The organism is Nocardia sp. NPDC049935, assembly GCF_055586645.1.
Genome location: NZ_JBVJHV010000001.1, coordinates 69659 through 96087 on the forward strand (window position 1 = coordinate 69659; position 26429 = coordinate 96087).

The window sequence follows — 26429 nt, forward strand, 5'->3', positions numbered from 1 at the left end:
GGTTCCGCGGGTGCGGCGCGGGTTGGTCTCGGCCCGGTTTCGATGTGGTCGCGTAAGGCGTCGTCGCGCCGGGTTCGCAGGTTGTGGCGGGTATCGTTCGGCGCGGCGCGGATTCGGACCGCCGTCGGGAACGAGCTTGGCGGGTACGCGTTTTCGGCGGGACCGCGCCGTGGTTCCGTGAAAAGGGTCGTTAGGCTTGCGCATGACGCTGTTCGCAACATTGCGTACCGAAGTCTTGTGTTCTTGCATCTGTAAGAGCATGATCCAGCTAGCCTTGTTGTGAACAACGATCCGATGTCCGGGAAAACCGAATCGAGAGCCGATCATGTTGGTGCAGAGTGTGATGGTGCCGGGTGAGTTCGAGGGGTGCCGATGAGTGCGCCCACTCTGGGGAGCCTGCCGACCGCGCCGCAACTGCTGTGCGCATTCCAGGGACGACGGGTGCAGGAGCGTGTACTGCTGCGCTTCGCGCACGCGCTGGTCGAACTACACAAGCGCCGCGCGCAGGTTCGGGATATGGCGGAGATCGCCGAGATAGACAGTCGCCGAAGCGAACTCGTGGAAGATATCAACGCCTGGATAACCCGGAAGATGCCGCAGCACCGCAACGGTGCGTCGCTGCACACCGAGAGTCTGGGCGCGGTCATCGATCGGATGGCGAACAGCTGGGTCGCGGCCAATCGGGCGATCGAGGACGACGGAGTGCGGAGTGACCGCACGCATCGGCACTGGTACCACCTGGCCGAACTCGTCGACGGCTACACCGATTTGATCGCCGAGGTGGCGGGCGGTCGGCGCCGGCTACCGGTGCAGTAAGGGTTCGCGTACCCGGCGGAGTGTTCAGTCCACTGGACGCGGACGCTCCGGAACCCGCCGGGAGCGACCACAGGATGTCGAATGGACCGGACCATAGTGTGACCCGATGGCGAACGCTCGGTTAACGATATGGTTCGGGCCAATGGGAGGTAGTTCTGCCATGGGGCAGCGGGATGGCAGCGGAAGTACCGTATCGACGCGCGACGACTACGGCGCGGTATCGGCGGTGTTGTCCGGGGCTCCGGGTCAGACCGGGCCTCCGGCGATGGGCGGGGCCCAGGCGCTGTCGAAGGTCTACCGGGTCCGCGCCGAGATCGACACCATGCTCGGCGAGCTACGGCCCGGCGACCGGGTCCCCGCCGAACGCGAACTGGCCGGACGTTTCGGGGTCGCCCGGGAAACCGTGCGCCACGCGCTCCGGGATCTGGCCGTGGAGGGCCGGATCCGCCGGCAGGGCCGCGGCACCGTACTGGCGCGGCCGAAGGTGGTCCGCCCGCTCGCGCCCGAACCCACCGGCGAAGAAGGCGCGGGCGTGGTCCGCAGCCTGCTGTCCTGGGTGGACGGTCTGGCGGACGCGGAGGTCGCCCGCGATCTCGATCTGCCGCCGCATACCCCGATCATGACCCTGGAACGGTTGCTGCACGCCGACGGGGAACCGATCGCGCTGGAACGCATCGATCTGTCCCTGGACCGTTTCGGATGGCTGCGCGCGGGTTTCGATCCGGTCGGATCGCTGTCGGCGACCATCGGCGGATCGGGTGTCGAATACGGCGGCTCCACCGAACGGATCGAGACCGTACTGGCCGCGCCGCGGGAAGCGGGTCTGCTGAGATGCCGGCCGTCGGTGCCACTGTTCCGAGTGGTCCGCCGGGGTATCGACACCGAGGGCCGGCCCATCGAACGGGTGGCCGCGCTCTATCGCGGCGACCGGGTCGCCTTCGAGGTGAGCACCGCCGGCCGCCGGCGCTGAGCGGAGACACCCGGCGCGGCGCGAACCCTCGTGCCGGGTCGGGATGCGGGCCCCGAGCGGCACGTTCCCGGCGACCCACCCGACGGCGCCGACTACTCTGGACCCATGTCCGTGCGTACCCGCCAGCCGCTGCTCCCCGGAACTCCCACCCCGATCCGTGAGGTCCCCCGCGCGATCGAACGGCCGGAGTACGTCTGGAAGAAGACGGCCCAGGAGGGTTCCGAGCCCTGGGTGCAGACCCCCGAGACCATCGAGAAGATGCGGATCGCCGGGAAGATCGCCGCGCAGGCGCTGGCCGAGGCCGGTAAGGCGGTGGCGCCCGGTGTGAGCACCGACGAACTGGACCGGATCGCCCACGAGTACATGTGCGATCACGGCGCCTATCCCTCGACGCTCGGCTACAAGGGATTCCCGAAATCGTGCTGCACCTCGCTCAACGAGGTGATCTGCCACGGTATCCCGGACAGCACCGTGATCGAGGACGGTGACATCGTCAATATCGATGTCACCGCCTATATCCACGGGGTGCACGGCGATACCAACGCCACCTTCCTCGCCGGTGAGGTCGACGAAGAGGTCCGCCTGCTGGTGGAACGTACGCGGGAGGCGACCGCCCGGGCCATCAAGGCCGTCCGGCCGGGGCGCGCGCTCAATGTGATCGGCCGGGTGATCGAGTCCTATGCCAACCGCTTCGGCTACGGGGTCGTCCGCGACTTCACCGGCCACGGAGTGGGCCCGACCTTCCACAGCGGTCTGGTGATCCTGCACTACGACCAGCCCGCGGTCGATTCGGTCATCGAACCGGGTATGACCTTCACCATCGAACCGATGATCAACCTGGGCGGGATCGACTACGAGATCTGGGACGACGGCTGGACCGTGGTCACCAAGGACCGCGCATGGACCGCCCAATTCGAGCACACGCTGGTGGTCACCGACAGCGGGGCCGAAATCCTGACGCTGCCGTGACCCGGCCCGGCGGCGCGCTGCTGGTCGCCGGAACGACCTCCGACGCCGGTAAGAGCGTCCTGGTCGCCGGTATCTGCCGCATGCTGGCGCGGCGGGGGGTGCGGGTGGCGCCGTTCAAGGCGCAGAACATGTCGAACAACTCGGTCGTCACGCTGGACGGCGGGGAGATCGGCCGGGCCCAGGCACTGCAGGCACAGGCCTGCGGACTGGAGCCGAGCGTCCGGTTCAACCCGATCCTGCTGAAACCGGGTAGTGATCGCCGGTCGCAGCTGGTGGTGCGCGGCCGGGTGGTGGATACCGTCGGCGCCGCGGACTATTTCACGCATCGCACCCGGCTACGCGAGGTCGTGGCCGCCGATCTGGCCGCCTTGCGCGACGAATTCGATGTGGTGATCTGCGAAGGCGCCGGTTCGCCCGCCGAGATCAATCTGCGCGCGACGGATCTCGCGAATATGGGCCTGGCACGGGCCGCGGATCTGCCGGTGCTGGTGGTCGGCGATATCGACCGGGGTGGGGTCCTGGCGCATCTGTTCGGCACGCTCGCGGTCCTCGAACCGGAGGATCAGCGGCTGATCGCCGGATTCGTGGTCAACAAGTTCCGGGGTGATGTCGAATTGCTGCGGCCCGGATTGGACCGGCTGACCGCGCTCACCGGCCGCCCCACCCTCGGTGTCCTCCCGTTCCGCGACGATCTGTGGCTCGACGCCGAGGATTCGCTCGGTACCGTCGCCGGCGCCCAGGTGGGCCGTCCCGCCCCGCCGGTGGGCGGGGAATGGCTCTCCGTGGCGGCCGTGCGGCTGCCGCGGATCTCCAATTCGACCGATGTGGAGGCGCTGGCCTGCGAACCGGGTGTGGCGGTGCGCTGGGTGAGCGATCCGTCGCGGCTGGCGGATGCCGATCTGGTGGTGCTGCCCGGGAGTAAGGCGACCGTGGACGATCTGGCCTGGCTGCGGCGCACCGGGATGGCCGACGCGCTGCTGCGGCGGGCGGAGCGGGGCCGGCCGATCCTCGGGATCTGCGGCGGCTACCAGATGCTGGGCCGCCGGATCGTGGACCCGGTGGAATCCGGGGCCGGTGCGGTCGCCGGGCTGGGGTTGCTGGACCTCGAGATCGAATTCGCGGCCCGCAAGACCCTGTGCCGCAGCACGGCCGTCGGGGCGCCCGGCACTGGTACCGCGGATATCGCGGCGGCCGGATATGAAATCCATCACGGCCTGGTGCGGCGTACCGCCGAACCGGCGTGGCTGCGTATCACCGGCCGGGCCGCGCCGGAACCGGGTGCGGCGGCGCCCGGCCCTGTGGCGGACGGCCCGGCCGACGAGGGCAGCGTCCGCGATGCGATCTGGGGCACCCACCTGCACGGACTCCTGGAATCCGATGAATTCCGCCGCACCTGGCTCACCGAGGTCGCCCAGCGCGCGGGGCGCACCGGGTTCACCGTCGCCCCCGGGACCCGGGTCGCGGCGATCCGGGCCGCCCAGCTCGATCTGCTCGCCGATCTGGTGACGGCCCATCTCGACGTGGCCGGGCTGGAACGGCTGCTCGGCGCGGGCGCACCGGCGGGCCTGCCGGTCGTGACCTCCACTGTCACCGCGCTGTCCGGGGTGCGCTGACCGGATGCGCCGGGCGGGTGATACCGGGACGAGACCGTCCGGGTCACGATCGCCGGGCGGTTTGCCGGCGGCAGACCCACGCCGTGGGTCGGCGGTGTAGCGTCAAGCGCCATGGAATCTCGGCGCATCGCCTTCGGTGACCGGGGCTGGACGGTGCGGGTGGACGGGCCGGTGACCCAGCACAGTGTGTTGCTGCTCCCCGATTCCGGCGACCCGCCGGATGTGTACGACCGGGTCTGTGCCCGTCTGCACAGCTCCGACCTGCGGACCATCGCTTTCGAGACCGCGGACGGTCTCGATACTGCGGGTGTGTACGCCGTGCTGGACGAACTCGGGGTGTCCTGGGTGAACGTCGCGGGCCGCGGGGCCGGATCCAGCGTCGCCTGGCAGGTCTGCGCGACCGGCTTCGGCCGGTTCGTCAGCCTCGTCGTGGCCGATCGCGGTCATCCGGCGGTACCCGACGACTCCGGCGCGGTACTGGAACCCGGCTGCCCGGCGGTGGAACTGCCCACCACCGTGCTGGTGACCAAGGGCCTGTCACGGCAGGTCGCCGATACCTCCGGGCGTCATGTGTACGGCGAGTTCCGGGTGGTGGATATCGACGTCGACAATGTCGCGGCCGAGGCCGATCAGGAGTTCGCCACCGAGATCGTGCTGCGCACGAGTATGTGGTGAGCCTCCGGCGGCCGGGTCACTGCGGCCGCGCGGGGCCGCTGCCCAGCCAGTCCAGCCAGTTGTCGAGCTCTTGGAACGCCTCGGTGCGTGGGCCCTCCGCGGAGAGGAACACATCGTGGCGGGCGCCGTCGATGGGCACGATATTCGTGCGATCGCCCAGGCATCCCGACCAGCGCTGGATCTGCGCGACGTCGAGCACGGCGTCGGCTACATCGACCGCGGGACCGTATTCGCGGGCGAACCTGGTGAGTTTGGAACGCAGCAGCAGCGCGGGAACGCCGATATCCAGTCCGCGATGCAGCCGCGCCTGCCCCAGCCGGATGGCCCGCAGCCAGCCGACCCGCACGGGGAAGCCCTGGCGCGGCTTCCAGTCCAGGTCGTAGTCCCATTCCCCGGCCAGGCTCTGGTGCAGGCTGTCGCCGTAGGCGCTGGATTTCCCGAGCGGCAGCGCGGACTTGGCCCGGAACCGGCCGACGGTTTTGATCACCTGGGTACCGACGGTGCGGAAATACGCGGGTCCCTGCAGATCGAACCAGGGGCTGTTCAGGATCAGCCCGCTGATCCCGGCCGCCGCGGCGCCGCGGGCGCGCTGCAGGCGGTCCAGCCACAGCGAGGCCACCAGACCCCCGGTCGAATGGGCCACGACCAGCACATTCGCGCCGGTCTCCGCGCGGATCAGCCGCAGCGACTCGTCCAGCTCCCGGTCGTAGAGCGCCAGATCGCTGATGAAGTGCGGGGTCTGCCCGGGCCGCAGGGACCGGCCGCATTTACGCAGGTCCAAGGCGTAGAAGTGGTGTCCGCGGGCGGTGAAGTGCGCGGCCACATGCCGCTGGAAGAAGTAGTCGGTGAACCCGTGCAGGTACAGCACCGCGTCCCCGGTGCGCGCGGTGTCCGCCGGTAGATGCCGGACCAGGGTGGCGACGGCCTCGCCCTCGCCGTCGGGATCGGGCCCGAGCTCCAGGACCCGGTATTCGTACCCGTCGCCGAGGACGTCCGGTTGCCAGTCCCCGGCCTGCTCCGGCGCGCGGGTATCGGCCCGGGATTCGTTCGTCACGCCGTCCAATCTAGGCGACCGCGGGCCTCCGGGCGGGGCGGGATGTGACGGACGAGACTGCTCCAGCGGAGGAATCTACGTCACAATCGCCGCCCTGGCTGCGGATTCCGCGCGTGTCGAGGTGCACAATTGGCAGTAGTGAACGACGGGTAACCTACATTCGGCCGAGCCCGCCCGGGCTCATCCGCCGCCCGTACACAACTGCACACGCGCCCGTGCCCCAGCGGTCCGTATCCATCGCCGGATACCCCGGCCGCGCACCAGGACAAGGAAGTCGAACACCCGTGCCGAACGCTGCCCAGACTGAAAAGACCGATGTAGTCCTCATCGGTGCCGGCATCATGAGCGCCACTCTCGGCGCGCTGCTGCGCCAGCTGCAGCCGGACTGGTCGATCACGGTGTTCGAGCGGCTCGACGCCGCCGCGGCGGAGAGCAGCGACCCGTGGAACAACGCCGGTACCGGGCATTCCGCGCTGTGCGAACTGAACTACAGCCCGCAGAAGCCGGACGGTTCGGTCGATATCGGCAAGGCGGTCGATATCAACGAGCGGTTCCAGGTCTCGCGGCAGTTCTGGGCCTACGCGGTGGAGAACGGCATCCTGGGCGACCCGTCCCGGTTCATCAACCCCATCCCGCACGTCAGCTTCGTGCACGGCGCCGACGATGTGGAGTACCTGCGCAAGCGCTACGAGGCGCTGTCGCGGCATCCGCTGTTCGCCGGGATGGAGTACATCGACAGCCCCGACGAGTTCGCGCGCCGGCTGCCGCTGATGGCCCGCGGCCGGGATTTCTCCGATCCCGTCGCCCTCAACTGGACCGACGCGGGCACCGATATCGATTTCGGTTCGCTCACCAAGGAACTGCTCGCCTATATCGGCTACTCGGGCGGGGAGATCGCCTTCGGGACCGAGGTCCGCAATCTGAGCAAACAGCGTGACGGCAGCTGGAAGGTCACGGTGCGCAACACCCGTACCGGCCGGACCCGCACCCTGGAGAGCAAGTTCGTCTTCGTCGGCGCCGGTGGTGGCGCGCTGCCGCTGCTGCAGAAGGCCGGTATCAAGGAGATCCGCGGATTCGCCGGGTTCCCGGTATCGGGCCAGTTCCTGCGCTGTACCAACCCGGACCTGATCGGCCGCCACGAAGCCAAGGTGTACGGCAAGGCCGCGGTCGGCGCACCGCCGATGTCGGTACCCCATCTGGACACCCGCGTCATCAAGGGCAAGCCCGGGCTGCTGTTCGGCCCGTACGCCGGCTGGACCCCGAAGTTCCTCAAGGACGGCAGCAACGCCGATCTGTTCAAATCGATCAAACCCGGCAACCTGCTGCCGATGCTGGGTGTCGGCGTCACCGAGATGGGACTGGTCAAGTACCTGGTCACCGAGCTGATGAAATCGCAGGCCGGCCGGGTGTACACCATGGAGGACTTCATCCCGCGCGCCGAGGGCCGTGACTGGGAGCTCATCACCGCCGGACAGCGGGTGCAGGTGATCCGCCGTAAGGGCGCGGGCGGGGTGCTGGAACTGGGTACCGCTGTCATCGCGGCGGAGGACGGATCCATCGCGGGTCTGCTGGGCGCCTCGCCGGGCGCCTCGACCTGCGTTACCGCCATGCTCGATGTGCTGGAACGCTGTTTCCCGGCCGAGTACGCGGCGTGGACCCCGAAGCTGAAGGAAATGGTTCCGTCGCTGGGTGTGAAGCTCTCGGAGAACCAGGGACTGTTCGCCGAGGTCTGGGACTGGACCGGAAAGGCGCTGCAGCTCACCGAGACCGGTGCGCACGCCACCGTCGGGGCCGGCGCCTGACGACACCTCACACCGACGGCCCGCGGGAGTTCTCCCGCGGGCCGTCGCGGCGTGTTCCGGCCTGTGGGAGGGATGACGCGGGTGCGCGTGCATCTCGCGCCGAGGTGTGATAGCAAAGCCCGATGATGTCTACGGTTGCACTCCGACGGTCATGGGCGCAGGATCTCGACACCCCGACCCTCTACGAGCTGCTGAAGCTGCGGGTGGAGGTGTTCGTGGTCGAGCAGAAATGCGCGTACCCGGAGCTGGACGGGCAGGATCTGCTGCCGGAGACCCGGCATCTGTGGCTGGACGACGAGGGCGAGGTGATCGCCACCCTGCGACTGCTCGAGGAGCACGACGACGGGGTGAAATCCTTCCGGATCGGCCGGCTGTGTACCGCGGTGGAGGCCCGGGGCCACGGATACACCACGCGGTTACTGCAGGCCGCGCTGGCGGAGACCGGATCGCATACGGTCCGCCTGAACGCGCAGACCTACCTGATCGACCTGTACACCAAGCACGGGTTCGAGGTCGACGGGGCGGAGTTCATCGAGGACGGTGTGGCCCACGTGCCGATGCGGCGGGGCTGACCGGGAATCGTCCGGCACCGGACGACGGCGGGGGTCGGCCGGACCTCCGCCCGCCACGTCCTAGAGTGGGTCCGTGTCCTCTACCGAAATCGCCCGGCCCGCGCACCGCCCGCCCGCATCCGAGAACGCCGAGGCAGGGTTCCCGTTTTCGGCGGTGGTGGGGCAGGAGCGGCTGCAGCTGGCACTGATCCTGTGCGCGGTGCACCCCGGTATCGGCGGTGTCCTGGTCCGCGGTGAGAAGGGGACCGCGAAATCGACCGTGGTGCGCGCTCTGGCCCGGTTGCTGCCGCCCGTGCTGGACGAATCCGGCGCCCGGCCCGCGCGCCTGGTGGAACTGCCGGTCGGCGCCACCGAGGACCGGGTCGTCGGATCGTTGGACCTGGAACGGGTGCTACGCGACGGTGAACAGGCATTCCGGCCGGGCCTGCTCGCCGCGGCCCACCACGGCGTCCTGTACGTGGACGAAGTGAATCTGCTGCACGACCATCTGGTGGATGTGCTGCTGGACGCCGCCGCGATGGGGCGGGTGCATATCGAACGCGACGGTATCTCGCATTCGCATCCGGCGCGGTTCGTCCTGGTGGGGACGATGAACCCCGAAGAGGGGGAACTGCGGCCCCAGCTGCTCGACCGATTCGGCCTGACCGTGGACGTGGCCGCCTCGCGTGACGTCGACGTCCGGATGGCGGTGGTGCGCCGCCGCCTCGACTACGAAGCCGACCCGGCCGGTTTCGCGGCCGCCTACGCGCCCGCCGACGCCGAGATCGCCGAGCAGATCCTGGGCGCGCGGGACCGGCTGCCCGGCGTCGGGCTCGACGATGTGGAATTGCGGCGGATCGCCGCGGTCTGCGCCGCCTTCGATGTGGACGGGATGCGCGGCGATCTGGTGGTGGCCCGCACCGCCACCGCGTACGCCGCCTGGTGCGGGCGCAACGCGGTCACCGCCGAGGACGTCCGCGTCGCCGCCGAACTCGCGCTGCCGCACCGGCGCCGGCGCGACCCCTTCGACGAACCGGGGATCACTCCGGAACAACTCCACGACGCCATGAACGATGCGGCCGAGCAGGCCGGTGATCACGCCGAATCCCCGGAGCCGCCGGCGGCGGACGACCGCGCCGAGTCCGATGCCGCGCCCGGCGACGACGGCCCCGACGACGACCCCGACGGCCCCGGCGGCGGGGTGCCCGAACCGGACGGCGGAGATACCGGGAACGCCCGCGACTCCGAAGGGTCCGGGGGCACCGGCCGGACCTCGGCGCCCGCGGCATCGCCGGTGGCGCCGCCGCGGTGGGAGGTTCCGGGCGTCGGCGAAGGCGCGCCCGGGCGGCGTTCCCGCGCGCAGACCCGGCAGGGCCGGGTGGTGAACACGACCGCTGATCCGTCCACCGGGCTGTATCTACTCGGCACCCTGCGGGCGGCCGCGCCGCAGCAGTCGGCCCGCGGCCGTAGTTCGGGGCCGCTGCGCCTGGCCGCGCAGGATCTGCGCGGGGCGTATCGCGAAGGGCGCGAGGGGAATCTGGTCGTCTTCGTGGTGGACACCTCCGGATCGATGGCGGCCCGCGACCGGCTCTCGGCGGTGACCTCGGCGATCGTCACCCTGCTGCGTGACGCCTACCAGCGCCGCGACAAGGTCGCGGTGATCTCGGTGCGCGGCAGCGAGGCCGAACTGGTGCTGCCGCCCACTTCCTCGACCGATATCGCGGTCCGGCGGCTGGCCGGGCTGCGCACCGGTGGGAAGACCCCGCTGGCGGCGGGGTTGCGCAAGGCCCGCGATGTGGTCCGGCGGGAGCGGGTCCGCGATCCGCAACGGCGCCCGATGCTGGTCCTGCTCACCGACGGCCGCGCCACCGGTGGAACCGATCCGGTGCCCCGCGCCCGGTTCGCCGCCGCCGGGCTCGCCGCCGACGGCGTCACCTCCGTCGTCGTCGATTGTGAGCGCGGCATGATCCGGCTGGGACTGGCCGGTGAACTGGCGGGGGCGCTGCGCGCTCCGGTGGTCCGGCTGGCCGAGCTGACCGGTGCTGCGGTGGCGGATGTGGTCCGGACCGGTGCGCCCGGTGGTGGCGCGCGGGCAGCCTGACCCGGCCCGCGGCGAATCGTTCGAGAACCGAGGAGAACCCAGATGCCCAAAGGGGTGCCGGAGAATGTGCCCGAGGACGGGCTCACCACGCGTCAGCGGCGTAATCAGCCGGTGCTCGCCGTCCATACCGGCCCGGGTAAGGGAAAGTCCACCGCCGCGTTCGGGATGGCGTTGCGGGCCTGGAACCAGGGGTTCGATCTCGCGGTGTTCCAATTCGTCAAGAGCGCGAAATGGAAGGTGGGGGAGGAGGCCGCGTTCCGGGAACTCGGCCGGTTGCACGCGGATACCGGAGTCGGCGCGCCCGTGCAGTGGCACAAGATGGGCGAGGGCTGGTCGTGGACCCGGAAACAGGGCTCCGACGAGGACCACGCGGTCGCCGCGCTGGCGGGCTGGCGGGAGATCGCCCGCCGCCTCGAGGCGCAGGAGCACCGCTTCTATGTGCTGGACGAGTTCACCTATCCACTGAAGTGGGGGTGGGTGGATATCGACGAGGTCGTCGAGACCCTGCGCGACCGGCCCGGTAACCAGCATGTGGTCATCACCGGGCGCGACGCGCCCGCCGCCCTGGTCGAGGCGGCCGATCTGGTCACCGAGATGACCAAGGTCCGCCACCCCATGGATGCCGGGCGCAAGGGCCAGCGGGGGATCGAATGGTGAGGCCCGGGTCCGGAGATCCTCGGCGAGAAGCCTTTTCTCATCGGGTGGGTAGTCGTCCGGACGTCGGGCGATGACCGCCACCGCTCCCGGTATCGTCCTGGCCGCGCCCGCGTCCGGAAGCGGTAAGACCACGCTCGCGACCGGTCTGATCGGCGCGCTGCGGCGGGCAGGTCATAGGGTCGCGCCGTTCAAAGTGGGGCCGGACTATATCGACCCCGGCTATCACGGGCTGGCCGCCGGCCGGCCCGGCCGCAACCTCGACACCGTCCTGGTGGGCCGGGAGCGGATCGCTCCGCTGTACCGGCACGGCGCCCGCGACTGTGATCTCGCGGTGGTCGAAGGGGTCATGGGCCTGTTCGACGGCCGGATCGACGAACACAGCGCCGACCCGGTCGCCGAGGGGTCCACCGCGCAGGTCGCCGGTCTGCTGGGCCTGCCCGTCGTCCTGGTGGTCGATGCCCGCGGCCACAGCCAGAGCCTGGCGGCGCTGCTACACGGTTTCGCCACCTTCGACTCCGGCGTTCGGCTCGGCGGAGTCGTGCTGAACCGGGTCGGCAGTCCGCGCCACGAGCAGGTGTTGCGGGCGGCCTGTGACAGGGTCGGGCTGCCGGTCCTGGGGGCGCTGCCGCGGCTGGCCGAACTCGAGGTGCCGTCGCGCCATCTGGGCCTGGTCCCGGCGGTGGAGCACGGTATCGCGGCGGTGCGAGCGGTCGAGGCGATGACCGATCTGGTGGCCCGTCATATCGACCTCGCCGCGGTCGCCGCACTCGCGGTGCCGCCCACCGCCGGGCCGGTGTGGGACGCCGACGCCGAAATAGATTCCGCTGCGGCAGAATCCGAGGGAAAAGCGTGGGGCGGGTCCCGGCCCGTGATCGCTATGGCCGGTGGCCCCGCCTTCACCTTCGGCTACGCCGAGCATCGCGAACTGCTCACGGCCGCGGGTGCCGAGGTCGCGGTGTTCGACCCACTCGACGACGGCCTGCCACCCGGGACCGCCGGGCTGGTGCTGCCGGGCGGGTTCCCGGAAGAACACGCGGAAACCCTGGCGGCCAATACCGCCCTGCGCAGTGCGGTGGCGGAGCAGGCGCGGCAGGGGTTGCCGATCCACGCGGAATGCGCCGGGCTGCTGTACCTCACGAAATCCCTGGACGGTCATCCGATGGCCGGGGTGGTGGATGCCGTCGCCGAGTTCGGCCCCCGGCTCACCCTGGGCTATCGGGAAGCGGTCGCCCTCGCCGATTCGGTGCTGTGGCGGGCCGGCGAACGGGTGCCCGGGCACGAATTCCACCGGACCCGCCTGCGCGAAGCGGGTACCCGTGCTCCCGCCTGGGCATGGCGCACCGCCGGGGGGCAGGTACGCGAGGGCGCCCTGGCGTATCGGGTCCACGCCTCCTATCTGCACACCCATCCCGCCGGAAACCCGGCGGCGGCGAACCGGTTCGTGGCGGCGGTCCGCGCCTATCAGGGCGGCCGGATCACGGGTGTCCCTACCCGGTGAGCGGACCCGGGCCCGCGCCCCGTCCGCCGGAGGGACTCGCGGTGGGGCTCGGCTTGCGACCCGGCACCGCGGGTGAGCAGATCCTCGCCGCCCTGTCCGAAGCACTGGCCGGGCACCGGATCTCGTGTTTGGCGACCCTCGACCGGCGCGCCGTTGAACCCGGCCCGCGTCACGCCGCCGCCCGGTTGGGTGTGGCGCTGCACGGGTTTTCGGCCGCGGAACTCGCGGCGGTCACGGTGCCGAATCCGTCGGAACGGGTCCGGGAGGCGCTGGGCGTGCCCGGCGTCGCCGAGGCCGCCGCGCTGCTGGCCGGAACCGGGCCGCTGCTCGTCTCGCGCCGGGTGGTCGCGGGCGTGGTGATCGCCGCGGCCGCGGAGCGCCGGGCCCGGTAGCCGGGCCCGGCCACCGGATCAGGGCGCGACCGACAGCAGGTCCGCGAAACCGGTCGGGTCGTGCCGTCCGACGCTGGCGTGCTCGAACAGGCCCCAGCCTTCGGCGTCGCCGCAGCGGGCGTGCGCGATATGGTCGGTGACACCCCACGGGATCCGCCCGCCGATCGCCGGATCGGTGAGGTCGTAGCTGTTGGCCCACGACCAGTCCCGGCCCTTCCACTGCCCGTGCTGCCAGTCCGGGTCGCCGCCGTAACCGCAGCCGATATGCAGCGGAATTCCGGTGACCGTGCGGATATCGATGGTCAGCGGTTTGCCGTCCGGGGTACGCAGTTCCAGGCTCGCGGTCTCGGGATGGCGGGTGCCGGAACGGTAGTCGATGGTGATCCGCGGCCAGCCCAGCTGTTCGACCGAACCGTCCGGGAACACCCGGACGGCATCGTTGAGGCTGCGGTACCCGTCCGGGCTCTCCTGGATGATCACCACCACCGCGAAATCGTCGAAGCGCAGCGGGACGTACAGCCACCAGAACCCGCCGGCGCCCTCGGCGGCCGCACGGCCGGGCGGTTCGGCCTCGCCGACCGGGCGGATACCCCAGGACCGATCCCGGGTACCCGTCCAGATCGCCGGATCGACCGCGATGTCCTCGCCGCGCAGCGCGATCGTGCCCTCCCAGGCGCCGACCTGCGCGAAGCGGGAGGCGTCCAGGGTAGGTCTGTTACCGGCGAGCATGACGTGCGGCTGTTCCTGGACAGCCGGGAACGCCCCGGTCCAGGTGATGTCCAGCCCCAGGTCTTCGTGGTCGCACACCACCCGGACCCGGCGCAGCGGTTCCACGACCTCGATCCGGTAGCCGCCGACCGCCATGTCCAGGCCGCGGTCGGTGCGGGCGTCGGAGAAGCGCACCGAGGTGATCTCGTCGCCGCGGCGCAGTGCCGCGTAGGCGTCGACCACACCGAGGTTCGGGTAGACCCCGAATCCGGTCACCAGCATGAGCGCGCCGTCGCGGTTGTGCGCGTTGAAATAGCTGCGGTCGTAGAAGTTACGGTCACTGGACGCGGCCCGGGCGATGGGCAGCGGTGTCTGGTGGATCGGATACTCGTCCAGCGGACCCGGTGCGGTCGCGGGGCGGTTGCCGGTGATATCGCTCATGTCAATCCCATCGGTAGGTGCCGTCGAGCATGGCCTCCAGGGTGGCCCGATGCATGATGTAGTCGTCGCGGTCGGCCGGGGCGGTGTCCTCGCCCATATGGATCATGCGGCGTTTGATCCGGGCCATCACGATGGCGTGCCGCAGGGCCGCGTAGGTCAGATGGAAATCCAGATCGCGCACGGTATGCCCGCTGATCCGCTCGTACTCCGCCACGACCTCGTCGCGGCGCAGGAAATCCGGGAGACCCGGGAAATCGAAACCGGTCGCGATGTCCTGGAAGAACCTGTGCAGGAAGATCATCCAGGCCAGATCGAGTTCGCGCGGGCCCAGCGCGGCCATCTCCCAGTCCAGGACGGCGATCGGGGTGAAGCCGTCGTAGATGATATTGCCGGGCCGGGCGTCGCCCCAGCTCAGCACATCCGGGCCGGGATCGCGGGGAAAGTTGTCCTCCAGCCAGGCGAAGGCCCGGTCGATGAGCGGGATCTCGAAACCGTCGTCCGCGAGCGCCCAGGCGTACCAGGCCCGCTGGGCGTCGAGATGGCGGCGCAGCGCGGTACCCGGACCGTCCAGCTCCGGAAAGCGCTGTGCCGGTGTGGGAACGGCGTGGATACGGGCCAGGATATCGACGGTGTTGCGGGTCAGTTCGGCGCGCTCGCCGGGCGTGGCGTCGTAGAGCCAGCCGGCGAACACGTAGGGCGGGTTGTCGCCGGGGATGCGCCCGTCCACCCGGTCCATGACGAAGAACGGCGTACCGCCCACCGCGGTCCCGTGCTCCATCCACCGCAGCCGCGGAACGGGTACATCGGTGGCCGTGGCGATCTCGTCGATGATCCGGTACTGCTGCGCCAGATCGTAGGTCTCGAAAACCGGGAACGCGTCCTGCTCGGGCGGCATCCGGGCGACGAACGATCCCCGGTCCGGCGTACCGCCCACCACCCACTGCGCGTCGAAGAGCACCGTGGCGCTGGACAGACCGCCGGCCTCGGGGCGCTGCAGCGCACTGATCACCGGTGGTTCGTCGGCGCCCACCCGGGTGCCCAGCCACTCCGAGAGCTGCACCGCGAGCGTGTCCAGGTCGCGTTCACTGGTGGTGAGCCGCATATGTTCGGTGTGGTCTACTTCGTCGGGCATCATCGTCCTCCTGACGCCATCCGGCCTCGGCGCGGTGGCCTCCGGCAGCAGGGAGCGCTGGTGGCAGGGCCGCCGCGTGTCGCAGACTGTAACGCGTTTCAGTCCGCGGCGGAGTCGATTCGGCCCACTGTGCGGGCTCCGGAATCGGCGTATCGCCGCGCGGGCCGGTCGCGGCGACCATAATCCTCGGCACGGCCGGGTGACGGCGCGGCCGGGAGTTTCGCGGGAGGTCGGTACATGTCCGAGATATCCGGCCGGCACCTCGCGGCGCGGTCCGGCGACGATCCCCGGCGCCGGATATGAACCGTCTGCGCGAGGTTCTCGCCTACACCGCCGCGGCCGTGCTGTTCCTGGTGCTGGGTGCCGCGATCCGGCCGCTGTTCCTCGACGACCCCGCTCCGCCGCCCGTGCTCACAGCGGTCGAAACCGGGTTCGTGCAGGATATGGCCGCCCACCACCACCAGGCGCTGATGATGGCGCAACGCCTCGACCCCGGCGCGGATCCGGCGGTGGTGCGGCTGGCCCAGCAGATCGACGACACCCAGCGCGCCGAGATCGGCACCCTGCTCGGGTGGCTGCGGCTGGCCGGGGCTCCGGCGGCGAATTCCGATCCGATGGACTGGATGCCGGCCGGCGCGCACGATCACCACTCCGCGCCCGCCCCGGCGGCGCCGCTCATGCCCGGGATGGCGACCCAGGACGAACTCGACTCCCTGTCCGCCGCGCGCGGCCGGTTCGCGTCGGTGCTGTTCCTGCAGCTGATGCAGCGGCACCACGAGGGCGGTATCGCCATGGCCCGGGCGGCCGACGCGCTGCTCACCGGCGGCGCGGTGAAACAGATCGCGCGGGAGATGATCACGAGTCAGACCCAGGAGGCCGGGCTGATGGCACTGCTGCTGGCCGAAGTCGGTGCGCCCGCGCCGGGTTGAGCGGAATGATCACGGCGGCGGGCGGGTTGCTCCGAGAATGAGCCGGATCGTGCTACCCGATACCTTGAAGACCCTTCTCGACACTCGTGTGTTCGTCACCGTCGGCACCCTGGGCCGCGACGGCGCCCCGCATCTGACGGTCACCTGGATCGACCGCGACGGAGACGAGTTGCTCTACTCCACCACCACCGATCGGGTGCAGGGTAAGAACCTCGCCCGTGACCCGCGGATCTCGGTGCTGATCAGCCCGCCGGACAATCCGTACGTCTACGCCGAGATCAAGGGCACCGCCACGCTCACCCCCGACCCCGATCTGGCTGTCGGGAACCGGATCTCGCTCAAATACACGGGCAAGCCCTACGCCGAATTCAATCCCGCGTCGGTGCACGACGGCCCCCGGGTGGTAGTGCGGATAACCCCGTCCAAGATCACCGGACGGTTGTAGCGCCTCCGTCAGGCGGCCTGGGCCTCGTCCTGCGCGTGCTGGGCCCGGGCCACCTCCTGGGCGGTATAGCGCAGGGTGAGCGCGATCAGGCCCACCAGCAGCGCGCCTCCGGCCGCCACCAGCAGGGCGAGCGTGTACCCGTCGCCGAGCGCGGTGATCTCGGCCGCCGTCATCTCCGCGGGTTTGCGGTTCGTACCGCCCTCGGAGAGGGTGCGTGAGGCCGCCAGCGGAGTGAGTACGCCGATCGCGATGGGGGTGCCCAGGTTCAGGAACATCTGGCCGATCGCCGACAGCGGGCCGATCTCGTCCGGCGGCACCCCGACCAGCACGCACAGCGGGATCAGCACCATGGCGATACCGATACCGAAACCGATCACCAGGAACAGCGGCAGCAGCGTGGTCCAGTAGCCGACGTCGGCATCGAGTGTGGAGCCGTAGCCCAGGCCCGCCACCAGCACCACGGCGGCGCCCACCAGCAGCCCCCGAGGGGCGATATGCAGGGCGAGCCGGGTGGTGATCGCGCTGCCCACCCCGACGCCGACGGTGAACGGGATGAACGACACCCCGGCGACCAGCGGGCTGTAACCCACCACGTTCTGGACGAAGAGGCCCGCGAAATAGGTGGTGGCGCCCAGGACGCCACTGGCGAGCAGGATCACCACGAAGGTGGCCACGCGGTCGCGGCTGTCGAACAGTGACCACGGCAGCAGGGGATTGTCCACATAGCGTTCGGACAGCACGAACACCGGCAGCAGGATCGCGCCCGCGATCAGGGTGCCGTAGACCAGCGGGCTGCTCCAGCCCAGTTCCGGTCCCTCGGTGGCGCCCCAGACGATCAGGGCGCAGGCCAGGGTGCCGAGGAACGCGCCGCGTACATCCAGGGTGAGCCGGTGATGGTCGGTATCGCGCAGCGCGAACAGCGCGCCGGCGACGATCAGGATGCCGATGGGCACATTGATCAGGAAGATCCATCGCCAGCTGGCTTCGGTGAGCGCGCCGCCGATCACCAGCCCGCCCACCGAGCCCAGCGCGACCATCGAACCGAAGATCGCGAAGGCCTGGTTACGGACTTTGCCCGGGGCGAAGGTGCTGGCGACCAGTGCGAACGCGGTGGGGGCGGCGAGCGCGGCGCCGGTGCCCTGGAAGGCCCGGGCGGCGACGAGCATCTGCTCGCCCTGCGCCAGCCCGCACAGCAGCGAGGCCAGCGTGAACAATCCGACGCCGAGCACGAACATGCGGCGGCGCCCGAAGGAATCCCCGATACGGCCACCGAGCAGCATGAGGCCCGCGAAGGGCAGCCCGTAGGCGGTGATGGTCCAGGCGCTGCCCGAACTGGACAGGCCCATCTCCTCCTGCAACCGGGGCAGCGCCAGGATGACCACGGTGCCGTCCAGCACCACCATCAGCTGTAATCCACTCAGCACGAGGATGGCCAGGCCGAAGGCCCGCTTCGTCACTGGATACTGCACGGCTGGTGGGTTATCGAGCACAGTGGGTCACTGTAACCGACCGTCGCCCGCTGTCACGGGGGCGGCGGTGAACCCCGCTGTGGGGCCGATCACTACGATCGCCGGCGGCCGGATGCCCTCGGCGCGCACCCGCTCGGCCACATCGGCCAGGGTCGCGCGGACGACCCGCTGGCCACGCAGGGTTCCCTCCTGGATCACCGTGGCGGGGGTTTCGGCGGGCCGGCCGCCGTCGCGCAGCGCCGTCGCGAACTGCTCGATCCGTTCCACCGCCATCATCAGCACCAGGGTGCCGCGCAGTTTCGCCAGCGCGGGCCAGTCGACCAGCGAATCCGGGTGATCCGGGGGGATATGCCCGCTCACCACCACGAATTCATGGGTCACCCCGCGATGGGTGACCGGAATTCCCGCCGCCGCCGGAACCGAGATGGGGCTGGTGATACCGGGCACGACCGTCACCGGAACCCCGGCGTCCACGCAGGCTTCGAGTTCCTCGTAACCCCGGCCGAAGACGTAAGGGTCGCCACCCTTGAGCCGGACCACGAACTTACCCGCCCGCGCACCGGCGACCAGCGCCTCGTTGATCGCTTCCTGCGCCATGGCGCGGCCGTACGGGATCTTGGCCGCGTCCACGACCTCCACATCGGGCCCGAGTTCGGCCAGCAGCTCCGGCGGCGCCAGCCGATCGGCGACGACCAGATCGGCGCGGGCCAGCAGCCGCCGACCGCGCACGGTGATCAGGTCCGGGTCGCCCGGCCCGCCACCGACCAGCGCCACACCCGGTGTCATCGGGGTCGCGTCGTCGGTGACCACGCCCGACTGCAACGCCTCCAGCAGCGCGGTGCGGACGGCGGCGGACCGCCGGTGCCGTCCACCGGCCAGGACGCCGAGGCTCATCCCGTCGTAGCGCGCGGTGGCCGGAGTGACCGCGGTTCCGGATTGGGCGTGATCGGCGCGGACACAGAAGATCCGCCGCCGGGTGGCCTCCGCGACCACGGCGGCGTTGGTCTCCGGTTCATCGGTGCAGGCGATCGCGTACCAGGCCGCGTCGAGGTCCCCGTCGGTGTAATCCCGCAGGACCAGCGAGATCTGCCCGCCCGTGGCCATCCCCTCGACCGCGGGGGTGGCCTCCCGGGCGATCACCGTCACCTCGGCGCCCGAGGCGATGAGCAGGCCCAGGCGGCGCTGCGCCACGCTGCCGCCCCCGACGACGACGACCCGTCGTCCGTTCAGGTCGAGTCCCACCAGGTAGTTCGAATCCCCGGCGGCGAGGTTGTCGGTATCGGCTGACGTGTTCGGCACAAGGCTGGAGCCTACGTTCCGGGTGAGGCGCCGAGCCCACCCGCCCGCCGGTGTCAGGTCAGCACGATCAATTCGGTGTCGGACGCCACTTCCACCCGCAGGCCCGACTTCCCGGCGACCCGCGCCAGGGCACGCACGTCACCCGGTTCGGCCCGGGTCAGCACCAGGGCGCGGGCCAGCAATCCTTTGTGATGTTTGTTGAAATGGCTCACCACGGTCCGTGAACCGTCCTCGTGTTCGGTGAGCACGGTCGCGGTGATCGCGCCCGGGATCCGGCCGAGTTGCTGATAGGTCCCCGACCGCAGATCCACCACCAGGTCACCGGCGGTGGCCTCACACAGTGCCGGGATCAGCCGGTCGCGCCAGACGGCGGCCAGGGTGGGGCGGCCGGGAAGTTTCGAGCCGCCCGACAGCCGGTACGCGGGAATGGGGTCAGCGGCCCGGACCACGCCGAACAGCGCCGATCCGATGGCCAGCCGCGCGTCCGCCTTCGCGCGCTGCGCCCGCGTGAAGGAGGCGGCGTCGAGGGCGTCGTAGAGCACTCCGGTGTAGCGCTGCAGCGCGGGCCGCGTGGGCGCGGTGCGCAGCGCGGCATTGCGCGCCAGTTCCGGTTCGGCGTTCTTGCCCAGCCCGAGCGCCGCCCGTGCGGCGGCCGGATCCGCCGACAGCTTCGTCAGATCGTCCACCAGCCCGTCCCGGATCTCGGTGAGCGAGCCGAACGCCAGCGCCCCCAGATCGAGCGGGCCGCCGGTACCGCCGTCGGATTTGGTCTCGGAGGGAGGTAACAGCACCAGCACGAGCGGTTACGCTACCGGGCCGCGGGCCGCCCGGGTCAGCGGACCGCGTCGAGGAAGGTCCGGGTGCGCTCGTGTTCGGGCGCGGTGAAGATCTGCTCGGGCGGGCCCTCCTCCAGGATCCGGCCGTGGTCGAACATCAGCACCCGGTCGGAGACATCGCGGGCGAAACCCATCTCGTGGGTCACGATGAGCATGGTGATATCGGTCGTCTCCGCGAGTTCGCGCAGCACATCGAGCACCCCGCCGACCAGTTCCGGGTCCAGCGCGGAGGTCACCTCGTCGAGCAGCATGACCTTCGGATCCATGGCGCAGCAGCGCGCGATCGCCACCCGCTGCTGCTGGCCGCCCGACAGCTGGGAGGGATGGGCTTTCGCCTTGTCCGAGAGGCCGACCATCTCCAGCAGGTCCAGGGCGCGCCGGTTCGCCTCGTCCCGGGATTTCCCCAGGACATGGATCGGGGCCTCGGTGATGTTCTCCAGCACGTTCATATTCGGGAACAGATTGAACTGCTGGAATACCATTCCGACCTGTTTGCGCACCTCACGCAGATGTTTCTCCCGCGCGGGCACCAGTTTCGCGCCGCGCTGTTCGTGCGTGAGCAGCTCACCGTCGACCCGGATGGTGCCGCCGCTGACGGATTCCAGGGTCATCAGCAGCCGCAGGATGGTCGTCTTCCCGGACCCCGACGGCCCGATCAGCGTCACCTTCTCGCCGCGCCGGACCGTGAAGTCGAGATCGTCGAGCACCACCAGATCGCCGAAGCGTTTGACCACGCCGTCGAATTCGATCATCGGTGCGGCATCGCCGGTGGTCTCGCCGGCCGGTTCGCCCGGGACCGGGTCAGTAGTAGGCAAGTCGCTTCTCCAGTCTTCTGATCAGCACCGAGGTCGGATAGCTGGCCACCAGGAAGAACACGCCGGCCAGCGTCATCGCCTCGAGATACGCGTAGTGCCGGGCGCCGAACTGCTGCGCGGCGGTGACCAGTTCGACCACGGTGATGGCGAACAGGAACGGGGTGTCCTTGAACATCGACACCGCGTTGGTGCCCAGCGCGGGCAGGCTCGCCCGGATCGCCTGCGGCAGGATCACCGCCCGCCAGGTGCGGGCCGGGGGCAGCGAGAGCGCGCGGGCCGCCTCCCATTGGCCGGGCGGCACCGATTCGATACCGGCCCGGTACACCTCGGCCAGATATCCGGCGTAGTGGATGCCGAGTACCACGACTCCGATCTGCAGGGCCGAGAACTGCGGCAGCAGGCTGTAGGCGAACAGCAACTGCACCACCAGCGGAGTGAACCGGATGAACTCGCTCACCCCGTGCACCGGTGCGGCGATCCAGCGCGGCGCCGACCGCCGGACTATCGCCACCAGCAATCCCAGCGCCGCCGCGATCGCGAATCCGAGCACCGTCGCGAGCAGCGTGATCCGGAAACCGTCCCAGAGCACGGGCAGTGCCTCCGCGGCCCGCTCCCAGCTCCATTCCACACTCATGGTGCCTCCTTCGGTGCCGGTGCATGCCGTCCGCGGAGGCCGGAGCGTAGCCGGAGGTATCGCATCATGGCGCCACCTTCCGCCGGTCGGGCGCGGCCACCGTATCCAGCGATTTATCCGGTGCCAGTCGCAACACTTCGCGCATCGAGGGGCCGCGTCCCAGTTTGTGCTTGGCGCGCGCTTCGAGCAGGTTCATCCCGAGCGTCAGCAGATAGGCGATCACGAAGTAGATCAGCAGCCCGATACCGAAGGCGAACAGTGTGTCGCCGGTGCTCTGCCGCAGCTTCCCGATCTCGAAGGTCAGGTCCTGCAGCGTGATGTAGGAGGCGAGCGCGGTGCCTTTGAGCAGATGGACCAGCAGATTCGCCAGCGGCGGCAGCATCAGGGCCCAGGCCTGCGGGAACAGCACCCGGCGCAGCCGCTGCCACGAACTGAATCCCAGTGCCACGGCGGCTTCGGTCTGGGCGCGCGGTACCGAGTTCAGCGCGCCCCGGACCACTTCCGCGCCGTAGGCGCCGTAGTTCAGCCCGAGCGCCAGGATGCCGCAGAACACCGGATCGAGTTGATAGCCCAGCAGTGGCAGCACATAGAACAACCAGAAGATCTGCACCAGCAGTGAGGTCCCCCGGAAGAATTCGATCAGCACCCGGGCGGGCCCGCGGACCGCGAGGCTGTGCGCCCGGGCCGTCGTACCCAGCGCCAGCGCGAGCGCGAAGGCCAGCAGCGCCCCGCCGGCGGTGAGTTCGAGGGTGACCAGGATTCCGTCGCGGATCCGGGGCAGCGCGTCGGTGAGGGCGTCGAGATTACTCACCGGCGGCGTCTCCCCACCGGTCCGGTCGGACCGGGAAGGAGATCCGCCGCTGTCGAATTGTGTTCCGGCACGATCAGATATCGCCTGCGCACAGCTTGGCGGTGGTCAGGTTCGGATCGGGCAGTTCCTCTTCGGTGAAGCCGTAGTCACCCACGATCGACAGGTACTTGTCCTTATCCGAGGTGATCTTGCGCAGCTCCGCGTTGTAGGCGTCGAGCAGATCCTTGTCGTCGGTGCGGAACACCGTGCCGCCCGCGCCGATCTGCGGTTTGCCGTCGATCTCGGCGACGAACGATTTGGTGACCTCCACCCCGGCGTCGGGGTTGTGATCGGCCAGCCAGTTCAGCGAGATCGCGGTGAGCGCGAAGACATCGGAACGGCCGGAGGTCACCGCGTCCATCCCGTCCTGCGGGGTCGCGACCTGGGTGGCCTGGATACCGAGGGATTGCGCGTAGTCGGATTCGATCGCGCCGGTCATGGACGCCATCTTCGCGCCCTTGTCCTTGATGGACTGCATATCGGTGAGGCCGAGCGGGTTGCCCTTCTTCACCATCAGCGCCGTGGTGTACATGAACTCCGGTTCGCTGAACGCCGCCTGTTCGCAGCGCTGCGGCAGGATCGACATCCCGGCGCTCACCGCGTCGAACCGCTGCGCCTGCAGGCCCGGGATCAGGGCGCCGAAATCGGTCTGGACGCCTTCGACCGTCTGGATGCCGAGATTGCGGAAGATCTCCCGGTGCAGTGCCACCGTCGCACCGGTGAGCTGACCGTTCTCCTCGAACGAGTAGGGCGCCTCGCCCGCGAATCCGACGGTGACGGTCCCCTTGTCCTTCAAGGACTGCAGGAGTTCGCCGCTGGGGGTCGTATCGGTCTTGGTGCATCCGGCCAGCGTCGCCGCGACCAGCACGGCTCCCGCGAACAATGCTGTACTGCGCGCCCTTGATTTCTTGGTTCCCACCACGGCCGACCTTTCCACGAGGGCGCTGACTCGAGTGCCGGGCACCTGTCCCGAGCGATTCCTCATCTATACACGCAGGTCAGCATCCTTTTTCAGTTTGCCCGGGATATCGGAGAATCCCGGTGAGCCGACTGTATCGGCGCCACGGTGCGACTATCGGCGCCGAAATGAATTCGCAAACAGAAGTTCAAAATACATTGATAAGATTGTTATGATTACGTGTTTGTTCTGTTATTGGCGGCAGGCGCCGTGCCGCTTCCCGGACCGGCCGGAAAACGCCTCCGACCGGTGCCGACACCCCGCCGGGCGTGTTGCCGGGAACGCGATGGCGACCGCGACCCGGCAGGGGCTACGCTGAGCAACCGTGATCACCCGCCTGTCCCGACTTTTCCTCCGTACGTTGCGCGACGATCCCGCCGACGCCGAGGTGCCCAGCCACAAGCTGCTGGTGCGCGCCGGCTATGTGCGCCGTATCGCGCCGGGTGTGTACTCGTGGCTGCCGCTGGGCCTGCGGGTGCTGCACAAGGTGGAGGAGGTGGTGCGCGAGGAGATGAACGCCATCGGCGCGCAGGAGATCTCGCTACCCGCGCTGCTGCCGCGTGATCCGTACGAGGCCACCAACCGCTGGACCGAATACGGCGATGCCCTGTTCCGGCTGCAGGACCGCAAGGGCGCGGACTATCTCCTCGGCCCCACCCACGAGGAACTGTTCGCGCTCACCGTGAAGGGCGAATACAACTCCTACAAGGACCTGCCGGTCACGCTCTACCAGATCCAGGCCAAATACCGCGACGAGGAACGGCCCCGGGCCGGCATTCTGCGGGGCCGCGAATTCATCATGAAGGACTCCTATTCCTTCGACCTCGACGAGGACGGCCTGAAGGCCAGCTACAACGCGCACCGCGAGGCCTACCAGCGAATTTTCGACCGGCTCGGTGTGAAGTACGTGATCGTCGCGGCGACCTCGGGCGCCATGGGCGGTAGCGCTTCCGAGGAATTCCTGGCCGACAGCCCGGTCGGTGAGGACACCTACGTCCGCTGCCTCGAATCCGGATACGCGGCGAACGTCGAGGCGGTGGTGACCCCGGCGCCCGAGCCCCTCCCGATCGAGGGACAGCCGGAGGCCGTCGTCCACGACACCCCCGACACCCCGACCATCGCCACCCTGGTGGACTGGGCGAACGAGGCCGGTATCGCCGAACGCTACGGCCGCCCGGTCACCGCGGCGGACACCCTGAAGAACGTGATGGTCAAACTGCGTCACCCCGACGGCAAGACCGAGATCGTCGGTATCGGTGTCCCCGGCGACCGTGAGGTGGACGACAAACGGCTGGGTGCCTCGGTGGAACCCGCCGAGGTCGAATTGCTCACCGACGCCGATTTCGCCGCCAACCCCTTCCTGGTGAAGGGCTACATCGGCCCGAAGGGGCTGCAGGCCAACGGCGTCCGCTATCTGGCCGACCCGCGGGTGGTCACCGGAACCGCCTGGATCACCGGCGCCGACGCCCCGGGTAAACATGTGGTCGGCCTGGTCGCCGGTCGTGATTTCACCCCCGACGGCACCATCGAGGCCGCGCAGGTCCGCGACGGCGATCCCTCGCCGGACGGCCGCGGCACCCTGGTGTCGGCGCGCGGTATCGAGATCGGCCATATCTTCCAGCTCGGCTACAAGTACACCGATGCCTTCGAGGTCGACGTACTCGGCGAGAACGGCAAACCGGTCCGCCTGGTCATGGGCTCCTACGGTGTCGGCGTCTCCCGGATGGTCGCGGTGATCGCCGAGCAGCAGCACGACGACAAGGGTCTGCGCTGGCCCGCCGAGGTCGCGCCCTACGACGTGCACGTGGTGATCGCGAACAAGGACGCCGCCGCGCGGGAGGGCGCCGAGCAGGTGGTCTCCGGCCTGCACGCGCAGGGCCTGGATGTGCTCTTCGACGACCGCACCGCCTCGCCGGGCGTCAAGTTCAAGGACGCCGAACTGCTCGGTATGCCCTATGTACTGGTGATCGGCCGCGGCTGGGCCGAGGGCACGGTCGAACTGCGGGACCGGTTCAGCGGTGCGACCACGGAGATTCCGGCCGGCGACGCGGTATCGGAGGTCGTCGCGCGGCTTCGCGGCTGACGCCCCCGGGTTCGCCTCGGTCCACCTCGGCAGCCGGGAACGGGTCCGCCGCCGGTGTAGCGACTTCCGGGCCTCGCCTCGACCACCGGCCGTTCACGGATGAGCGGAATGATCGGCGGGCGTCAGGGCAGCGCTGCCTCGATCAGCTGCCGGGCCGCGTCACGGACCGCGGTGGGCGATTCGGTCGCGCCGGTGATGGAGTAGGCGACGATCGCACCCTCGTGCAGGCTCAGCAGTTGTACCGCGACCTTCTCGTGCGCGTCGACTCCGGCCGCGGTCAGCAGTTCGTCGAACAGATCCAGCAGCCACTGCTTTTCGGCGACGATCACCTTGCGGCCCGGATGGTCGGGTTCGGGGAGTTCGGCGAAGGCATTGATGAAACTGCATCCCCGGCTGCTGTCCGGTAGCCATTCGGGCAGGACGTCGAACGGGACCAGCACTCGTTCGGCCGGGTCGGCGCGTTCGGCGAGCCGGGTGCCGATCAGTGCGCGCCAGCGCTGATCGCGGCGTTCCAGATAGGTGACCAGTAGACCGTCCTTGGAGCCGAAACGGTCGTAGAGGGTCCGTTTGGTGACCCCGGATTCGGCGGCGATCGTATCCACACCGACCGCGTGGATACCGCGCGTGTAGAAGAGCTCGGCCGCGGTGTCCAGGATGCGCTGAGCGGCGGGCGTCAGCGTGTTCTCGTCGTACGCGGTGGCGGACATCCGCACCTCCTTGCATTCACAGACC

The 26429-nt window shown here is 69.6% G+C and carries 25 protein-coding genes; 14 read left to right on the plus strand and 11 right to left on the minus strand.

Annotation, left to right across the window (positions count from 1 at the left end; all coding sequences use genetic code 11):
* Positions 1-372 precede the first annotated feature (372 nt).
* The 5 genes from ACZ6SF_RS00340 (at position 373) to ACZ6SF_RS00360 (ending at position 5043) form a co-directional block, all read left to right on the plus strand.
* Positions 373-816: a DUF4254 domain-containing protein gene (locus tag ACZ6SF_RS00340; RefSeq protein ID WP_449998686.1), complete on the plus strand. Its 444-nt coding sequence runs from the start codon at positions 373-375 to the stop codon at positions 814-816.
* Positions 817-976: 160 nt separating this feature from the next.
* Positions 977-1786: a GntR family transcriptional regulator gene (locus tag ACZ6SF_RS00345; protein ID WP_466059337.1), complete on the plus strand. Its 810-nt coding sequence runs from the start codon at positions 977-979 to the stop codon at positions 1784-1786.
* A gap of 105 nt (positions 1787-1891) precedes the next feature.
* Complete coding sequence (gene map, locus ACZ6SF_RS00350) at positions 1892-2755, plus strand: type I methionyl aminopeptidase (RefSeq protein ID WP_466059339.1); 864 nt, start codon at positions 1892-1894, stop codon at positions 2753-2755.
* The gene (locus tag ACZ6SF_RS00355) at positions 2752-4368 is read left to right on the plus strand and encodes a cobyric acid synthase (protein ID WP_466059341.1); all 1617 of its coding nucleotides are present in this window, start codon (positions 2752-2754) and stop codon (positions 4366-4368) included. The genes map and ACZ6SF_RS00355 overlap by 4 nt, the downstream gene beginning before the upstream one ends.
* A 111-nt stretch (positions 4369-4479) precedes the next feature.
* On the plus strand, positions 4480-5043 hold the full coding sequence (locus tag ACZ6SF_RS00360; RefSeq protein ID WP_466059343.1) for an alpha/beta hydrolase: 564 nt from the start codon (positions 4480-4482) through the stop codon (positions 5041-5043).
* Positions 5044-5059: 16 nt separating this feature from the next.
* On the opposite strand, the gene ACZ6SF_RS00365 is transcribed toward ACZ6SF_RS00360, so the two are convergent.
* Positions 5060-6097 (minus strand): alpha/beta hydrolase, encoded by a 1038-nt coding sequence (locus ACZ6SF_RS00365; protein ID WP_466059344.1) that lies wholly within the window; start codon positions 6095-6097, stop codon positions 5060-5062.
* 341 nt (positions 6098-6438) lie between these two features.
* On the opposite strand from ACZ6SF_RS00365, the gene mqo reads away from it, so the two are divergent.
* The 6 genes from mqo (at position 6439) to ACZ6SF_RS00395 (ending at position 13098) form a co-directional block, all read left to right on the plus strand.
* Entirely contained in the window at positions 6439-7899 is a 1461-nt protein-coding gene (gene mqo / locus ACZ6SF_RS00370) for a malate dehydrogenase (quinone) (protein WP_466059345.1), read from the plus strand.
* Between the two features lie 122 nt (positions 7900-8021).
* Complete coding sequence (locus ACZ6SF_RS00375; RefSeq protein ID WP_466059347.1) at positions 8022-8471, plus strand: GNAT family N-acetyltransferase; 450 nt, start codon at positions 8022-8024, stop codon at positions 8469-8471.
* Between the two features lie 88 nt (positions 8472-8559).
* Complete coding sequence (locus tag ACZ6SF_RS00380) at positions 8560-10551, plus strand: VWA domain-containing protein (protein ID WP_466061288.1); 1992 nt, start codon at positions 8560-8562, stop codon at positions 10549-10551.
* 42 nt (positions 10552-10593) lie between these two features.
* Positions 10594-11208: a cob(I)yrinic acid a,c-diamide adenosyltransferase gene (gene cobO / locus ACZ6SF_RS00385; RefSeq protein WP_466059349.1), complete on the plus strand. Its 615-nt coding sequence runs from the start codon at positions 10594-10596 to the stop codon at positions 11206-11208.
* A 70-nt stretch (positions 11209-11278) separates the two neighbouring features.
* The gene (locus tag ACZ6SF_RS00390; protein WP_466059350.1) at positions 11279-12706 is read left to right on the plus strand and encodes a cobyrinate a,c-diamide synthase; all 1428 of its coding nucleotides are present in this window, start codon (positions 11279-11281) and stop codon (positions 12704-12706) included.
* Entirely contained in the window at positions 12703-13098 is a 396-nt protein-coding gene (locus ACZ6SF_RS00395) for a cobalamin biosynthesis protein (RefSeq protein ID WP_466059352.1), read from the plus strand. Before ACZ6SF_RS00390 ends, ACZ6SF_RS00395 begins: the two co-directional genes overlap by 4 nt.
* 18 nt (positions 13099-13116) lie before the next feature.
* On the opposite strand, the gene ACZ6SF_RS00400 is transcribed toward ACZ6SF_RS00395, so the two are convergent.
* Together ACZ6SF_RS00400 and ACZ6SF_RS00405 are read right to left on the minus strand one after the other, a co-directional pair.
* Complete coding sequence (locus ACZ6SF_RS00400) at positions 13117-14247, minus strand: Rv3169 family protein (protein WP_466059354.1); 1131 nt, start codon at positions 14245-14247, stop codon at positions 13117-13119.
* 1 nt (position 14248) lies between these two features.
* Positions 14249-15379, minus strand: coding sequence for a phosphotransferase family protein (locus tag ACZ6SF_RS00405; protein WP_466059356.1), 1131 nt, complete (start codon positions 15377-15379; stop codon positions 14249-14251).
* Between the two features lie 299 nt (positions 15380-15678).
* On the opposite strand from ACZ6SF_RS00405, the gene ACZ6SF_RS00410 reads away from it, so the two are divergent.
* Together ACZ6SF_RS00410 and ACZ6SF_RS00415 are read left to right on the plus strand one after the other, a co-directional pair.
* Positions 15679-16308: a DUF305 domain-containing protein gene (locus ACZ6SF_RS00410; protein ID WP_466059358.1), complete on the plus strand. Its 630-nt coding sequence runs from the start codon at positions 15679-15681 to the stop codon at positions 16306-16308.
* 37 nt (positions 16309-16345) lie between these two features.
* Complete coding sequence (locus ACZ6SF_RS00415) at positions 16346-16753, plus strand: PPOX class F420-dependent oxidoreductase (protein ID WP_466059359.1); 408 nt, start codon at positions 16346-16348, stop codon at positions 16751-16753.
* An 8-nt stretch (positions 16754-16761) separates the two neighbouring features.
* On the opposite strand, the gene ACZ6SF_RS00420 is transcribed toward ACZ6SF_RS00415, so the two are convergent.
* The 7 genes from ACZ6SF_RS00420 to ehuB form a co-directional block, all read right to left on the minus strand.
* Entirely contained in the window at positions 16762-18243 is a 1482-nt protein-coding gene (locus ACZ6SF_RS00420; protein ID WP_466059361.1) for an MFS transporter, read from the minus strand.
* A gap of 6 nt (positions 18244-18249) precedes the next feature.
* Positions 18250-19521 carry a uroporphyrinogen-III C-methyltransferase gene (gene cobA, locus ACZ6SF_RS00425; RefSeq protein WP_466059363.1) on the minus strand — a complete coding sequence of 424 codons (1272 nt, stop codon included), beginning with the start codon at positions 19519-19521 and terminating at the stop codon, positions 18250-18252.
* Between the two features lie 53 nt (positions 19522-19574).
* A complete protein-coding gene (yaaA, locus tag ACZ6SF_RS00430) occupies positions 19575-20318 on the minus strand; it encodes a peroxide stress protein YaaA (RefSeq protein WP_466059364.1) in 744 nt (247 codons plus the stop codon).
* A 35-nt stretch (positions 20319-20353) separates the two neighbouring features.
* Positions 20354-21109 carry an ectoine/hydroxyectoine ABC transporter ATP-binding protein EhuA gene (gene ehuA / locus ACZ6SF_RS00435; protein WP_466061289.1) on the minus strand — a complete coding sequence of 252 codons (756 nt, stop codon included), beginning with the start codon at positions 21107-21109 and terminating at the stop codon, positions 20354-20356.
* 49 nt (positions 21110-21158) lie between these two features.
* A complete protein-coding gene (ehuD, locus tag ACZ6SF_RS00440) occupies positions 21159-21806 on the minus strand; it encodes an ectoine/hydroxyectoine ABC transporter permease subunit EhuD (RefSeq protein WP_466059366.1) in 648 nt (215 codons plus the stop codon).
* Positions 21807-21870: 64 nt separating this feature from the next.
* A complete protein-coding gene (gene ehuC / locus ACZ6SF_RS00445; protein WP_466059368.1) occupies positions 21871-22617 on the minus strand; it encodes an ectoine/hydroxyectoine ABC transporter permease subunit EhuC in 747 nt (248 codons plus the stop codon).
* 73 nt (positions 22618-22690) lie between these two features.
* A complete protein-coding gene (gene ehuB, locus ACZ6SF_RS00450; protein ID WP_466059370.1) occupies positions 22691-23575 on the minus strand; it encodes an ectoine/hydroxyectoine ABC transporter substrate-binding protein EhuB in 885 nt (294 codons plus the stop codon).
* A gap of 364 nt (positions 23576-23939) precedes the next feature.
* On the opposite strand from ehuB, the gene ACZ6SF_RS00455 reads away from it, so the two are divergent.
* Positions 23940-25697 (plus strand): proline--tRNA ligase, encoded by a 1758-nt coding sequence (locus tag ACZ6SF_RS00455; RefSeq protein WP_466059372.1) that lies wholly within the window; start codon positions 23940-23942, stop codon positions 25695-25697.
* A gap of 122 nt (positions 25698-25819) precedes the next feature.
* Here the strand turns inward: ACZ6SF_RS00455 and ACZ6SF_RS00460 are convergent, their stop codons facing one another.
* Positions 25820-26404, minus strand: coding sequence for a TetR/AcrR family transcriptional regulator (locus ACZ6SF_RS00460; protein WP_466059374.1), 585 nt, complete (start codon positions 26402-26404; stop codon positions 25820-25822).
* Between the last annotated feature and the right edge of the window lie 25 nt (positions 26405-26429).